This is a genomic window from Rhodococcus sp. 24CO (assembly GCF_050586165.1).
Taxonomy (GTDB): Bacteria; Actinomycetota; Actinomycetes; order Mycobacteriales; family Mycobacteriaceae; genus Rhodococcus_F.
This window is the reverse complement of sequence record NZ_JAZFNF010000002.1, coordinates 484,395-498,772: the sequence shown is the minus strand read 5'-3', so window position 1 is coordinate 498,772 and position 14,378 is coordinate 484,395. Positions and strand designations below refer to the sequence as shown.

General features: G+C 60.2%; 16 protein-coding genes and 1 tRNA gene. 9 read left to right on the top strand and 8 right to left on the bottom strand.

Translation table 11 applies throughout. The annotated features are described in order from the left end of the window. The first annotated feature begins 123 nt into the window (after positions 1-123). The 3 genes from V2B23_RS06565 (at position 124) to V2B23_RS06555 (ending at position 2,663) form a co-directional block, all read left to right on the top strand. Complete coding sequence (locus V2B23_RS06565) at positions 124-1,791, top strand: L-lactate permease (RefSeq protein ID WP_430949602.1); 1,668 nt, start codon at positions 124-126, stop codon at positions 1,789-1,791. 22 nt (positions 1,792-1,813) lie between these two features. Beyond that, on the top strand, positions 1,814-2,524 hold the full coding sequence (locus tag V2B23_RS06560) for a FadR/GntR family transcriptional regulator (protein WP_430949601.1): 711 nt from the start codon (positions 1,814-1,816) through the stop codon (positions 2,522-2,524). A gap of 65 nt (positions 2,525-2,589) precedes the next feature. Then, positions 2,590-2,663, top strand: a tRNA-Met gene (locus V2B23_RS06555). A gap of 61 nt (positions 2,664-2,724) precedes the next feature. On the opposite strand, the gene V2B23_RS06550 is transcribed toward V2B23_RS06555, so the two are convergent. Further along, positions 2,725-3,297 carry a peroxidase-related enzyme gene (locus tag V2B23_RS06550; RefSeq protein ID WP_430949600.1) on the bottom strand — a complete coding sequence of 191 codons (573 nt, stop codon included), beginning with the start codon at positions 3,295-3,297 and terminating at the stop codon, positions 2,725-2,727. A 47-nt stretch (positions 3,298-3,344) separates the two neighbouring features. Continuing rightward, positions 3,345-3,902: a MarR family winged helix-turn-helix transcriptional regulator gene (locus V2B23_RS06545; protein ID WP_430949599.1), complete on the bottom strand. Its 558-nt coding sequence runs from the start codon at positions 3,900-3,902 to the stop codon at positions 3,345-3,347. A gap of 69 nt (positions 3,903-3,971) precedes the next feature. On the opposite strand from V2B23_RS06545, the gene V2B23_RS06540 reads away from it, so the two are divergent. Further along, positions 3,972-4,697, top strand: a complete 726-nt coding sequence (locus tag V2B23_RS06540) for an SDR family NAD(P)-dependent oxidoreductase (RefSeq protein WP_430949598.1) — start codon at positions 3,972-3,974, stop codon at positions 4,695-4,697. A gap of 16 nt (positions 4,698-4,713) precedes the next feature. Here the strand turns inward: V2B23_RS06540 and V2B23_RS06535 are convergent, their stop codons facing one another. Continuing rightward, positions 4,714-5,433: a dienelactone hydrolase family protein gene (locus V2B23_RS06535; protein WP_430949597.1), complete on the bottom strand. Its 720-nt coding sequence runs from the start codon at positions 5,431-5,433 to the stop codon at positions 4,714-4,716. A 163-nt stretch (positions 5,434-5,596) separates the two neighbouring features. Between V2B23_RS06535 and V2B23_RS06530 the strand changes: the two genes are divergently transcribed. Beyond that, positions 5,597-5,800: a cold-shock protein gene (locus V2B23_RS06530; protein WP_003939930.1), complete on the top strand. Its 204-nt coding sequence runs from the start codon at positions 5,597-5,599 to the stop codon at positions 5,798-5,800. A 59-nt stretch (positions 5,801-5,859) separates the two neighbouring features. Here the strand turns inward: V2B23_RS06530 and V2B23_RS06525 are convergent, their stop codons facing one another. The 4 genes from V2B23_RS06525 to V2B23_RS06510 all read right to left on the bottom strand — a co-directional run bounded on the left by V2B23_RS06525 (position 5,860) and on the right by V2B23_RS06510 (position 9,262). Then, complete coding sequence (locus tag V2B23_RS06525) at positions 5,860-6,609, bottom strand: Clp protease N-terminal domain-containing protein (RefSeq protein WP_430949596.1); 750 nt, start codon at positions 6,607-6,609, stop codon at positions 5,860-5,862. 56 nt (positions 6,610-6,665) lie between these two features. Then, entirely contained in the window at positions 6,666-7,430 is a 765-nt protein-coding gene (locus tag V2B23_RS06520; RefSeq protein ID WP_430949595.1) for an alpha/beta fold hydrolase, read from the bottom strand. A 76-nt stretch (positions 7,431-7,506) separates the two neighbouring features. Further along, on the bottom strand, positions 7,507-8,499 hold the full coding sequence (locus V2B23_RS06515) for an ABC transporter substrate-binding protein (RefSeq protein ID WP_430949594.1): 993 nt from the start codon (positions 8,497-8,499) through the stop codon (positions 7,507-7,509). A 124-nt stretch (positions 8,500-8,623) separates the two neighbouring features. Beyond that, a complete protein-coding gene (locus tag V2B23_RS06510; RefSeq protein ID WP_430949593.1) occupies positions 8,624-9,262 on the bottom strand; it encodes a DUF2461 domain-containing protein in 639 nt (212 codons plus the stop codon). Between the two features lie 103 nt (positions 9,263-9,365). On the opposite strand from V2B23_RS06510, the gene V2B23_RS06505 reads away from it, so the two are divergent. From V2B23_RS06505 to V2B23_RS06490, 4 genes are all read left to right on the top strand, one after another. After that, positions 9,366-10,214, top strand: coding sequence for a mechanosensitive ion channel family protein (locus V2B23_RS06505; protein ID WP_430949592.1), 849 nt, complete (start codon positions 9,366-9,368; stop codon positions 10,212-10,214). Between the two features lie 87 nt (positions 10,215-10,301). Then, a complete protein-coding gene (locus V2B23_RS06500) occupies positions 10,302-10,913 on the top strand; it encodes a formylglycine-generating enzyme family protein (RefSeq protein WP_430949746.1) in 612 nt (203 codons plus the stop codon). 49 nt (positions 10,914-10,962) lie between these two features. Next, positions 10,963-11,805, top strand: a complete 843-nt coding sequence (locus V2B23_RS06495; protein WP_336880482.1) for an alpha/beta hydrolase — start codon at positions 10,963-10,965, stop codon at positions 11,803-11,805. A gap of 5 nt (positions 11,806-11,810) precedes the next feature. Next, on the top strand, positions 11,811-12,377 hold the full coding sequence (locus V2B23_RS06490) for a nucleotidyltransferase family protein (protein WP_430949591.1): 567 nt from the start codon (positions 11,811-11,813) through the stop codon (positions 12,375-12,377). 296 nt (positions 12,378-12,673) lie between these two features. Here the strand turns inward: V2B23_RS06490 and V2B23_RS06485 are convergent, their stop codons facing one another. Further along, positions 12,674-14,164 (bottom strand): MFS transporter, encoded by a 1,491-nt coding sequence (locus V2B23_RS06485; protein WP_430949590.1) that lies wholly within the window; start codon positions 14,162-14,164, stop codon positions 12,674-12,676. Between the last annotated feature and the right edge of the window lie 214 nt (positions 14,165-14,378).

Genomic DNA, 14,378 nt, shown 5'->3' with positions numbered 1-14,378 from the left:
AACCCGAATACCCCGAAAAAACAAAAAATCCACACAATGCTCGATTGTGAGCCGGGTCATGGTGTACGTTCCTGTGGTCCGACCACACAAACCGTCATTCAGACCGCCTGTCAGGAGATACCAGTGGCTACCGAGCTACTCGCGGTGAGTTTCACACCGTCCACTACCGCGATCGGCGGGTCGTTGACCGCGTCGGCGCTCGTCGGGCTACTTCCCCTGGCGACGTTCTTCGTCCTTCTGACCGGCTTCAAGCTCAAAGCCTGGTACTCCGGACTCGGCGCGCTGGCAGTTGCAGCGATTGTGGCTGTCGTCGGCTTCGACATGCCCACGTCACTGACAGCACTCTCAGCTCTCCAGGGCATCACCTTCGGGCTCTTTCCGGTCATGTGGATCGTGGTCACAGCCATCTGGTTCTACGAATTGACGGTCGTCAGTGGACGTTTCGAAGACCTGAGGCGCGTCTTCAACACTGTCGGTCGTGGCGACATGCGCGTACAGGCAATGCTCATCGCATTCTGCTTCGGCGGAATGCTCGAAGCGCTCGCAGGTTTCGGAGCGCCCGTCGCCATTACCGGCGCCATGCTCATCGCACTGGGAATGCCGCCGATCCGCGCGGCGGTGACCGTCCTGGTTGCCAATACTGCACCGGTTGCCTTCGGCGCCATGGCAATTCCGATCACGACCGCCGGTAACCTGACGGGCATTCCCGCTACCGAGATCGCAGCCGTCGTCGGTCGTCAGACTCCGATTCTGGCACTGTTCGTACCGCTTCTGCTCCTGTTCCTGGTTGACGGAAAACGCGGAATGAAGCAGGTCTGGCCCATCGCACTGGTCACCGGCGCCGTCTTTGCCCTCGCGCAGTTCTGGTGCTCGAGTCACTTCTCGTACGAATTGACCGACGTGGTCGCATCTCTCGCCGGCCTCGCGGCTGCGGTCGTGATGCTGCGCTTCTGGCATCCCGCCACTCCCGACGATCAGCGTTCCAAGGTCGAGCCCGAAAAGCTCAGTCCGTCAAGAACCTTCCTGGCACTCTTCCCTTATCTTCTCGTAGTCGTGGTCTTCGGCGTCGCCAAGCTCTGGACCGCCGGGTTCGACCTTCCAGCCTGGCTGAGCAAGACCGATCGCAAGGTCGAATGGCCGGGACTGTACGGAAATCTGCTGACCGACACGGGAACTCCCTCGTCGAGCGCGATCTACACGTTCTCTTGGCTGTCGAACCCCGGCACGCTGCTCCTGATCTGCGGCATCATCGTCACAGCTGTTTACGGCTTCTGGACTCACGGCGGACGATTCCCGTTGACCGCCCGGCAATCGCTGATCACCTTCGGCACAACAGTCGTCAAGATGCGTCTAGCTATCGCAACAGTCGCCACTGTGCTCGGCTTGAGCTACGTCATGAACCAATCCGGACAGACCGTCTCGATCGGCACCTGGCTGGCCGGCACCGGCGCTGCATTTGCCTTCTTCTCCCCGATGCTCGGCTGGCTCGGTACAGCCGTGACCGGTTCCGACACCTCCGCAAACGCCCTGTTCGCCAAGCTGCAGCAGGTTGCGGGACAAACCGCGGGTATCGATCCGACACTCTTGGTTGCCGCAAATACATCGGGTGGCGTCGTAGGAAAGCTGGTCAGCCCGCAAAACTTGACGATCGCGGCAACTGCAGTCGGCCAGGTAGGCAGCGAGCCCATCCTGTTGCGCAAGGTCATCGGATACAGCCTCGTCATGCTGCTCGTCTTGTGCACGCTCGTGTATCTGCAATCCACACCGGTCCTGTCGTGGATGCTCCCGTAGGCGCCACCTAGGCTCTTGGCTCATGCCCTCCGATTCGAGTCCACGCGCGTGGGAACAAGTACTGACGCACCTGGAGAAGCGGCTGACCTCGGGAGAAGTTGTCCCGGGTCAGCGGCTTCCTGGTGAGCGCATTCTGGCGGCCGAACTCGGCGTCGGTCGATCATCGGTACGTGAGGCTCTGCGCGTCATGGAAGCACTCGGACTACTCAAAGCCCAGACGGGATCCGGCCCGACCTCCGGTGCGATGATCGTCGCCCGCCCGACCGGCGGCATGACCATGCTGATGCGGATGCAAGTTGCCGCACAAGGGTTTCCGGTATCAGACGTCGTGAAAACACGACTGGTACTCGAGGCCGAGGTCATGCAGGAACTTGCGCGAACACAACCCACTCCCGATCTGGGAGCCGCCGTCGAATTACTCGACTCCATGGACAACCTTGATCTCAGCGCACACGAGTTCCTGATCCTCGACGCACAATTCCACGTTGCACTGGCGGACGCTGCCGGCAACCAGGTTGTCGCGGCGATGATGACGGGGCTACGCGAATCCATCGAGGCGTACGTCCTCTCCGGAGTGAACCTCGATTCCTGGCCGACCACATGCTGCCGGCTCCGCCACGAACACCGCGGAATAGTCGACGCCGTGCAGGCCGGAGATCCCGAGTTGGCACGCGAACGGATCACCGGTCACATCCGCGGGTACTACGCGGAGAGCACCCACACCGGAGCCTGAACGAGGCCCGAACGGGGGTTGGTAATTGCACCCACTTTTGTGGTGTAAGGTTGGTTTCACACCGACGCGGGGTGGAGCAGCTCGGTAGCTCGCTGGGCTCATAACCCAGAGGTCGCAGGTTCAAATCCTGTCCCCGCTACAAAGCAAAGGCCCGTAGGTTGCGCAAGCAACCTACGGGCCTTTTGCTGTGCATTACCAATTCAGGAACGGGCCACCCGGCCCATCAGATAGAACTCCGGATTCGGCATCATCCCCGAGAAACTGGCCATTCTGTTGCTCAGGCCGAAGAACGCGGTAACAGCAGCGATGTCCCAGGCATCCTCGTCACCGAAGCCGTGCTTGTGCAACGCCTCGAAATCCGCATCGTAGATCTCATGCGAAGCGGAGTTGACCTTGGTTGCGAAGTCGAGCATCGCCCGCTGACGATCGGAGATGTCCGCTGTTCGATAGTTCACTGCCACCTGATCGGCAACCAGCGGCTTCTTTTCGTAGATTCGGAGGATCGCACCGTGTGCGACCACACAGTACGTGCATTTGTTGGCTGCCGAGATCGTGGTGACGATCATTTCGCGATCACCCTTGGTGAGCGCCGAGCCTTCCTTGAGCATGATCGCGTCGTGGTAATCGAAGAAGGCCCGAAACTCTGCCGGACGACGCGCGAACATCAAGAACACATTGGGCACGAACCCTGATTTTTCCTGAACAGCAAGGATTTTGGCAGCGATATCCTCGGGCACGTCGGCCAGCTCTACTTGCGGAAAACGGTCGGTCACGGTGCCTCCTGGGCTGTCAGCCAATGATCAAATTAAGATAATCATCATTAACTGAGTTGTCCAGGGGCTCCGACGTGCATTGCACCAGGGTCCCCCAGTTCGCCATGCAGTCCTTCGAGGAATATTCGCAACAACTCCGCGAGTTGCGTTTGCTGCGAAGCAGACAACACCGAAACCAAGTCAGCCTCGCGACCGAGCACACGGTCGACCAACTGCTCCACCACCTCGTGCCCGGCTGCCGTCAGCGACACGTCGACAACCCTCGATCCCACCTTCGCCGGCGATCGCTCCACAAAACCGGCCGCTTCCGCCCGGGCCAACCTCTGCGAGATTGCGCCTGCGGTCACCCCGGTCCGTTCGGTGATCTGACGGGTGGTCAATCGATACGGCTCCCCGGATCTCCGCAAAACGCTCAACAGATCGAGCGTCGCCGTGTCCGCGCCCGCATCGGCAAGGATTCGCCGTCGGTCCTCACCGAGGAGTTTTGCGCACGCCCACAGCCTGGTCACAATGCCGATGCCCTCGACCCGGGTTCCCGGACGCTCACGCAACCAAGCCAAGGCAATCGCGTCGACATCGTCGTCAGGGTCTAATCCACCAGCCACATCACACCTCATTTAGATCTAAATGATACGTTCTCGTATAGACCTAAACGTAACTCACTGGAGGTAGACATGACACGCACAGTTCTGGTCACGGGCGGCGGAACAGGCATCGGGCGCGCCGTTGCCTCCGCGTTCGCTCAGGATGGCGACACAGTGTTCATCACAGGACGGCGCACCGGACCGCTCGAGCAGACGGCACGCGAACTGGGCTCGAACGTTCACGCAATAACCTGCGACAACTCCGACCCGAAAGATCTGAAGCGGCTACAAGACACACTTCCGGCAATCGTCGACGTCGTAGTGCATTGTGCGGGCGGTAACACGGACTTCGATCGAGACGCACCGTCGGATCTCGATACCTTGGCCGCCGGATGGCGAGCCAATCTCGATTCCAACCTGCTGTCGGCGGTTCTGACCACTGCTGCCGTCCGCGATCGCCTCACCCCCGGTGGCCGTGTCATCACCATCGGATCCATCGCCGCAGACAAAGGCGCGGGCGCTTACGGCGCCGCCAAAGCTGCTGTTGCAACCTGGAATATCGACCTGGCCGCCGAATTGGGCCCACACGGAATCACCGCGAACATAGTTTCTCCCGGCTACATCGCCGACACCGAATTCTTCCGGGACGTTCTTACCGACGCTCGACGGGAGGCGCTGATCGAATCCACGAGCACCAAGCGCGCCGGCACCCCGGAAGACGTCGCTGCCGCAGTCTTCTTCCTGGCCTCGGCGGGCGCCGGACAGATCACCGGGCAGGTCATCGCGGTCAACGGCGGAGAACGAACAAGTCGTTGATCTAGCCGCCGTTGATCTAGCGCAGATGACGACCGAAGAATGAGTCTATTCTCCGCCAGGCATCTTCTGCCGCAACGGGATCAGGTCCCATCCCGAGGATTCGTTCCAGTGGACGCAGCACCTTGGGGCCAGCTTCGGCGTCGTTGAGAAACGCGTGCCCGGCCGTCGGATATTCCTTGATGTCGTGTTCGACGCCGGCCTTGTTCAGGGCGGTTTCCAGTTTCACCGCCGCACCCCGCAAGGTGACGTCCTTACCGCCGAAGCTACCCACCAGCGGACATGAATCTGCCACTGCCGCATCAAGTTTTCGAGGTAGCTGACCGTAGTTGACCGAAGCGGCGTCAAAATCTTCGGCGCTGATCAGAGCGAACCCGCCGCCCATACAAAATCCGATGACTCCGATCTTTCCGGTGCAGTCTACGGATTCGACCAGCCAGTTTCGTGCGACCTCGATGTCGGCAAATGCCCGCCCCTGGCCACGCAGCATCGCCGTCATGGTCGGTACGAGACAACGTCTCGTCCCACCCGCGCTGTACAGATCTACGGCCAACGTCAGAAAGCCGGCGGCAGCGAGGCGCTGCGCTTGCCTCCGCATGACGTCGTCGAGCCCGAAGGCCTCGTGAATCATCACCACACCCGGCCACGGGCCCGGAGTGTCGGGAGTTTCGAGGATGCCGCGGAGCGGTTGGGATCTGCCGACAACTGCAGCGCGGGCCGTCAGATCGATGTCCACCATGACCCGATCGTAAGCATTTGCTTGGTAAATGTGCCCGATTCACCCCATCTGAAGTGCGTTTTCGTACGCGGGCGTGCGCCCAGATGGGCGGCATGGGAGGATAGGGGAATCGAGATCGGGACTTCGATGTGAAACCCGGATCGATTTTGTAGGGAGTATTTGTATGGCACAGGGCATCGTGAAGTGGTTCAACGGCGAAAAGGGCTTTGGTTTCATTGCTCCCGACGACGGAACACCGGACGTGTTCGTTCACTACTCTGAGATCTCAGGCAACGGCTACAAGTCGCTCGACGAGAACCAGCGTGTGGAGTTCGAGGTTGGCCAGGGCCAGAAGGGCCCCCAGGCCACCAATGTGCGCGCTGTCTAGTCAGTGACACAAGAAGAGGGTCGTACCCGCAAGGGTGCGGCCCTCTTCTGTTTCTCCTACTACTCTTGATCGTCCCCACGGGCTTTGATCACAGCAGACACCGCGGCCTCGATATTCGATTCCGCGACAGCCTTGTCGACGCCGAGGTCGCTCAGAACACCGGAACCGTCCTCGAGTTCCAGCAGTGCTAACAAGATGTGTTCGGTGCCGATGTAGTTGTGCCCCAAGCGAAGAGCCTCACGGAAGGTCAGTTCGAGAACCTTCCGGGATTGAGCGTCGTACGGGATGAGTTGCGGCAACTCCTCTGATTCGGCCGCAGGCAAACCCTCTACGATGGCCGCGCGCACTGCGGCAAGTTCGATCCCCTGCGCTGCAATAGCCGCCGGTCCTAACGCTTCCGGTTCGGTCAGGAGCCCGAGAACAAGATGTTCGGGTCGAATCTCCGCATTACCCGCCGCTCGGGCTTCGTTCTGCGCGGCCATGACCACATTCTTGGCCCGAACCGTGAACCGGCTGAAACCGTCTTCGGGAACCATCAACTTGCCCTCACCAGCCGCTTTCGGCACAAAACGCTTCTGCGCAGCTTGTTTGGAGACGCCCATGCTCCGACCGATGTCGGTCCACGACGCGCCTGAGCGCCGCGCCTGGTCTACGAAGTGACCGATCAGGTGATCAGCTACTTCACCGAGATGATCGGCGGCGACCATTGCGTCGGTCAATTGATCCAACGCGTCGGTGTGAACTTTCTTGATGGCAGCGATGAGATCGTCGAGTCGGACTTGGTTTGTCATCTTCACTGGATCACTCATGCGTCAACCCTAGGTTGACGCATGAGAGTCGTCAACCCTAGGTTGACGATCGGCTGTCAAGAAAAGAACTCGCGCAATACCGGCACAATTGCATTGTCGGACACACCGTGCGCCTGGCCTGGAATCTCCAGCGCCTTTGCTCCCACGATCCTTTCGCTGATTCGCGCCGCCGAGGAGCGGCCCCACTGCCCACTGTCGCCGCCGTACATGACCAACGTGGGAACGGCAGCCGAGGTCAGCCAATCGAGCGACTCACTGCCGTGGTTACAGATGGCGACGTCGTACGGCAAGGTATGAGCAATTCTGCACATGTCCGGCCAGTCAGGGCTGCGCTTCATCTCCTCGACCATGTGCGACGACGCACCGGTCAGTGCAAGGAACCGGACCACGGCCCCCTCCTTGTCCCCGGCGACAACCAATCGGCGGAGGTCACCCAACGCAGCGGCATCCGCCTGACCTTCGTCCATGTACGGCGCCTCGTAGACGGCCAGCTTCCTTATCGGAACGCCCTGCGACGCAGCTTCCAACGCCAGTGCGGCGCCCGAAGATAGCCCGTAGACCAGCGGTACCTCCCCGGTAGCGGCGACAACAGCGCGCAAGTCCTCCACCTCGGCTCCGATGGAATACGCACCGCCGTCGCCGCTGTCTCCGCGACCACGCCTGTCGTAGGAATACACCGTGAAATCCCCTGCCAACTCCGCAACCAGGGAGTCGAACCAATGCCGGTCGCAAAACGCTCCGGCAACAAGAACCACTGCAGGTCCCGCGCCGGAGCGTTCGTACGCGATGATTGTTCCGTCCGCGGAGCGCACTGTCTCCATGACAATCTCCTAGGGTTGGAGAACATCTCCTTCCCTGATTAGACCGCCACAATCGCCGGAAGTCATCGCTTCGGTGTCAGTTGATTTTGGCGTACAGAGCGTCCCAACCTTGGGCGACGTACGAAATGGTGTAGATCGAACCGTAGAAGGTCGATCCGCCGAGGTTGGTGACGTTGCCTGCCTGCACCGCCGGGAGTCGCTGCCACAGCTTGCTGGCCACCAATGCCTGGTACGCCGCACTGTCCTCGTCCTCGGTGATCATGAAACCGTCGACGCCGGCCAGTACGTCCAGACCCTCGAGACTGACGCCACCTTCCGGATCCAGACCTTCCGCAGTGACAGTCTTTCCGCCGATATCGCCGAGCGTCATGTCACTGGGCTTGTCACCCTTCTCAGACGTACGAATACTGGTGACGTACAGAGTGTTGGTGTCCGGTAGGAACGACACACTAGCGACCGTCTTCGACGCGATCTTCTCGGCATGGCGCGATTGAATATCCGCAATCAGGTTGTCATAGTTGAGAATCAACTGGTCGAGTGTCTCGGTTCGGCCGAGCCAGCCCGACAACCTGGTGAGGTTGGTTCGCCAGTCGTCGGTGAACTCGGTGGTGAGAACCGGTGCGATGGTCTGCATTTCGCTAACCGGCCACCACTCACTCTCATAATTGAGGCACACGATCAAGTCAGGTTCGAGCGCAAGAATCTGCTCACGATTCGGGATTTCGGACAGGAAAGGCACCGATGCGTCGACGGGCACCCAGGGTGTGGCCTTTGCGTAGGTGTATCCGACAAGCGGAAGCTCCAGCGCCACAGCAGGTTCGAGATCAAGCCGCGAGTCGATCGCGACAACGCGCTTAGGCTCGACGGGAATATCGTACGTTCCGAGCGGGGTGGTCACCGACCGCATTTCGTATGCGCCTGCACTACTTCCGCTCTCGCCGCACGCCGCGAGAAAAGCACCCAATCCGGCGATTCCTGCACCGATTCCGAATTGGCGTCGAGTCAGATTCGAGACGATGCGATTATCGGTGTACCCCCGCGGGAGCAACAGGGTAGATGAAGCGGGCATGTGCGCGGACCTTCCAGAAGAACGTGATCATCCGCCCTTCACGAGCGAATAAGGATGCCCTAATAGAGTACGTACCGCGCATCGTCGCGACCGGCCCAGAAGTGTTCGGTTCCGGCCACTGTTCTCAGTTTGCCCCCAGCACCTGCCCGGACCACTCGACCAACGGAGTCAATGCGCGCCACGCTTTGCGGACTTCCTTCAGCGTCCGAGGACTGTCCAACCACGACGGGCTGGGATAGCTCAATCCGGCCGTCAACGACTTGTGCCGCAACAGTTCGATGCGTGGGTGATCGACGGTGTACCCGCGCGGTGCTGTCTTGAGCGTGTCACCACCGACCGTGAATCCGGCCTTGCGCACACCTGCGAGTATTTTCTCCAGTTCCGGGCCTCGGACGTCGTCGTCGACCGCCGCCCGGTACCGGGCAATCGTTTCGGACGTGCTGGCGTAGAAGCCCCCGGCAACCATCAGGCCCGCTGCATCGATCTGAACGTAATAGCCGCAACTCTGGGCGAGGCCTACAAAAGCACCTTGGTGAGTCTTGTACGGAATCTTGTCTTTCGAGAAACGCACGTCACGGTACGGCCGAAACAGTTTGGCTGTACCGAATTCGTCTTCCAATTCCGTAGCCAATGCCGCCATCGGTCGACGAACGATCTCGTCGTACGTCTCCTTGTTGGCCGCCCACCACACCTTGCTGTTGTCAGCTTCGAGATCCTCGTAGAAGTCGAGTGCAGCAACAGGAATTCCGGTGAACGCAGCCATGCGTCAAGCGTAGTCGTACCGACTGGAGAGGCCATCACCTCCCGATCTGAGCCATGCGCTGCAGTGATGCCCCGATCCGGCAGAATCCGTAGACTGCGTGGGGATGATTTCCGAAATACAGGCCTGGCAACTGACCGATACCAATCGAGACTGGCTCATCCACCGACCCATCGAAATCGCGATCTACGTGGTGCTGGCGGTCATTCTGCGATTCGCTCTGCACCGTGTGATCGATCGAATGTCGAACGGGCGCAAGCCTTCGGTCAACGCGCGAAGAACGCAGCGTGCCCGCACCATTGGTTCCGTCCTCAAATCGACTGTCTCCATCTTCATCCTGACGTGGTGCGTGCTGCAGGTACTCGGGATCCTGGGGGTCAATGTTGCCCCGTTCATCGCCTCTGCCGGCGTCATCGGCCTTGCCATCGGTTTCGGCGCACAAAATCTGGTGCGCGACTTCCTCTCCGGAATCTTCATGTTGCTCGAAGACCAATACGGCGTCGGCGACGTTGTAGATCTGGGGGATGCGGTGGGCACTGTCGAAACCGTCGGTCTGCGTGTCACAACAGTCCGAGATGCAAACGGAACGTTGTGGTACTGCCGTAACGGCGAGATTCTCCGAGTCGGAAACATGAGTCAGGGCTATGCGACCGCTGTACTCGATCTCCCCATCGCTCACAATGCCAACGTGCACCGGGCATGCGAAGTCGCAACACGGGCCGTTCTCGAGGCGGCTGAATCCGACACCATCCGGTCGGACATGATCGAAAAGCCGGAGATGTTGGGAGTCAATTCCGTTACTGCAGAATCGATTACCATCCGGGTAACCGCCCAGGTCAAACCCGGACGGCAGTGGGCAGTACAGCGTGCATTTGCCCGCTCCGCTTTGACGGCGTTCGAGCAACACGGCATCGACGCGCCATACTCACCGATTCTCCGCCCGATCGAAACCTGAGCTGAGCAAAACTATTGACGCCGACGCCTTCGACGGATGCAATTACTCGAACGCAGAGGGAGAAAAGTGAGCACCGCATCGGAGTTGATGGTCGACATACCCGGCGGCGTGGTCGATCTGCGCGACGACCGCAAGGGCACCCAGTGGAGCGTCGACGTCGCTCCGTTCCGGCTGGCACGTTACGTCACGACCATGCGCGAATCGGCGAATCCCAAGGTCAACGTGTCATGGATCGACGCAATTGCGGAGTGCAACAACCTGTCGGTGCAGGCCGGACTGGCACCTGCCTATCACGACATCGACGGCGAATCTCCTACCTGGGATCGCGCGTCGAATGGCTACCGACTCCCCACCGAAGCGGAATGGCAGTACGCCTGCAAAGCCGGAACTCCCGGGTATCGCTACGGCCCGATCGACGAAATTGCCTGGTACGAAGGAAACTCCAGCGATACGCCCCATCCGGTCGGATCGAAGGCCCCGAACGTGTGGGGACTCCACGACATGATCGGCAACGTCTGGGAATGGTGCTGGGATCTGTACGACCCGGAGGTATACGGCACTTACCGCATCTTCCGCGGTGGCAGTTGGGCGGAAAGTGCACGCGGTTGCGGAGCCAGCGTTCGGCGTCGTAGCCACCCGAGCTTCGCAATCGACGACTTGGGGTTCCGTATCGCCCAATCGGCCGGTCCCGGCGCATAACATGTGAAGAATCCGCGCACCGGAACCGGTGGGGAGAGAGGGCACAACAATGCAGCGTGAAGAGTCGTCGTTCACCGGAGTGTCCGGCACCAAGATCGTCTACGACGTGTGGACGCCGGACCGCGAGCCCACCGGCATCCTTGTCCTGTGCCACGGACTCGGGGAGCATGCTCGGCGCTACGACCACGTGGCCGCGAGACTGGGTGAACTCGGTCTGGTCGTGTACGCACCCGATCATCGTGGGCACGGACGCTCCGGCGGCAAGCGCGTTCACCTCAAGGAATTCTCCGACTTCACCGACGACGTCAACACCCTGTTCGGTATCGCCACCGCCGCCTACCCCGGCAAGGACAAGTTCCTTCTCGGTCACAGCATGGGCGGCGCGATTGCACTCTCGTACGCCCTGGATCATCAATCGGACCTCAAGGCATTGGCGCTTTCCGGACCTGCCGTGATCATCGCCACCGGTACTCCCAAAATCGTCATGCAGGTGGGCAAGTTCCTCGGCAAGTACCTCCCTGACGTTCCGGTCGAGAGCCTGGAAGCTGCGGCGGTGTCTCGCGATCAGAAGGTTGTCGACAAGTACAACGCAGATCCGCTGGTCCATCACGGCAAGGTTCCGGCCGGCATTGCGCGCGGAATGATCACGGCGGCAGAAGGATTCCCAGCCCGCCTGCCCTCACTCACCATTCCTGTTCTACTGCAGCATGGTTCAGCCGACAGACTCACCGACCCCGCCGGAAGCAAGCTGGTCGCTGACCTCGCAGGCTCCCCTGACGTGACCCTGAAGGTCTACGACGGCCTGTACCACGAAATCTTCAACGAGCCTGAGCAGGAAGAAGTTCTGAACGATCTTGTCGAGTGGCTGCGCCCTCGCGTTACCGGAGCTTAGGTTCAATGACATCGTGCGGGATCCTCTTGGCCGCAGGCGGAGGATCCCGCATGGGCACACCCAAGGCCTTGAAGTTCGACGCCGACGGCCGATCATGGCTACGCCGCGGTGTGTCGACTCTCCGCGACGCGGGCTGCTCGCCGGTTATCGTGGTGCTCGGAGCTCGAGCAGCCGACGCCGCAGCACTCCTTCCACCTGAGTTCACCGATACCCTTGTGGTGGAATCAAACTGGCAGAAAGGCATGAGCGAATCACTACGCTCGGGCCTGGAGGCGGCGCAGAACCTGGATGCTGTTGCCGCGGTCATCACCCTTGTCGACCTGCCAGACCTCGATGTCGACACCATTACCCGAGTGATCGGCCCGACGGTTCAGTCAGATGACCTCCGACGCGCTGTATTTCACGGCATCCCAGGACATCCCGTCGTCATCGGCCGCAATCACTGGCCGGCCCTGATTGCTTCCCTGGCGGGCGACAGCGGCGCCAACGCGTATCTGCGCGCGCACCACGCCGATCACGTGGAATGCTCAGACTTGAGCACCGGCCGGGACGTGGACTACCCACAAGCCTGATCGCCCGGGTCCGTGTCCCGCCGGAGTTCTACATGGCTGGGTACGCAGGCACTCTCAACGTGACCACAGAGGGTGTGATCGAGAACAGCACTTACGGAACGACTCCCAGTCTGCAGCCCTGACCAGTGAAGCGAAGATCACGCTGGACATCCCGTCCGTCGTTAATGGGCCACATCCCATGTTCGATCCGAACTGACTCGATGAGTCAGTCGTCGCTCCACACCCTCAGGTCGAGTGGATCGGCTACTTCGAACGCCCTCAAAGCAATTCACACCTAGATAGAACGGGTGAGATCCTTACTTTGTCTGTGTGTACCCGCTTCGGGGTAGAAGTAGTGCGGCAATTACAGTCACAACGCTCGCAGCTAGTGCAATCGCCGTGGACCACATGTATCCGGACGGCGATGGCACGCTTAGCCCCGACTCTGGAATCGGCGTGAGGTTGTTCGCCAAAATCATGCCTACGACAGCGGCAGACAGCGCCAAGCCGATGATGCGCATCAGTGCATTGAGGCCGTTGGCTTCTCCCGTCTGCTCGACCGGCGTAGCTTCCATGATGAGAGTGGGCAAAATTGCGTAGGAAATTCCGACAGATGCACCGACGAAACACGTTACAGCGACGAGATAAACCGCCGGGAATTCCCACTTGACAGCAAGTGCAATCAACATGGCGAGCAAAGCGACGCATAGCAAGCATCCCGCAATCACGAGAGTGCGCCGCGTCCCCAAGGACGCTCCCATTCGAGCGCCGATATTCGACGATACGAATGCCACGAGCCCGGCAGGAGCCATGAGCAAACCAGCAGTGAGCATCGTGACTCCCAAGCCATGCGGAGTTGAGGTCGGGGCCATCAACATCTGGATCGGAGCTAGCTCCATCCCGTAAAAAGCGAAGGCCGCGGTGAGACCGACAATATTTGCCAACACAACTGTGCGCCGGGATGCGATACCCAGATCCAAAAGTGGATTGACCCGTCGACGTTCGTACGCCAACCAACCAGCGAAAGCCAGCACAGACAACCCACACAACGACAACGTGACCGGACTCGTCCAACCCCAATCCAAGCCCTTGCTCACTGGCAGTAGCAAGGTGAGCAGAACCAGTGCGAGGCCAAGCGCACCGATCAGATCGAAGCGACCCCCCATGCGGATTCGGCTGGGGGAAACCAGGGCATAGATACCCCCGAAGCAAACCACCGACCCTGCCGCTCCGACCCAGAACAACACCCGCCAACCGAATGCCTCTGCAACGAAGGCAGCGAATGGAAGCCCCAGAGCGCCACCCACAGCCATCGACGAGCTCATCATTCCAACCGCAACACCCAAACGTTTCGCAGACAGGAACTCACGCATCACGCTGATCCCGACCGAAACGAAAGCAACACCGAGACCCTGCAATGCCCGACCTACGAGGAAAAGCGGAAGCGATGACGAAACCGCACAAACCATTGACCCTGCAGCGACCGACGCAATACATAGCAGCAGTAGCCGTCGCTTGCCGTACATGTCGCCCAAACGACCGGCTATCGGTGTCGCTACCGCTCCAACGGCCATCGTCACGGTCACAGCCCATGACGCATTCCCAGCAGAAGTATCAAGCATCATCGGCAACATCGGGATAAGCGGCATTATTAACGTTTGTGTCAGGGACATCGCTATACCCGCGGCGCACAGCATCATCACCCCAATGCGCGCCTTCCGGTCCACCGGTGCACTGTCGGCCGAACTGCCCTCCCCCTCAACGACTATTTCGGATACGGAGTCCGTCGTTTCAACTGCTCGGTGCATCGGCGCTCCTTCACGACCGCACGAGGGTCGTCGCTGTGTCAGGCACGACCCCGACGTCAATCGAACTATGTAAAGCACATTGGCTGCCCAGCAGAATTTCGCCCGTCTGACCATCCGTACCAGTCTGGTTGGCCGGGCGGAACTATACGGTCGCTTGCAGCCCTTGACGATTCGCAGCCACGCCGAAAAACGCTATATGACGGGGTTACGGCGT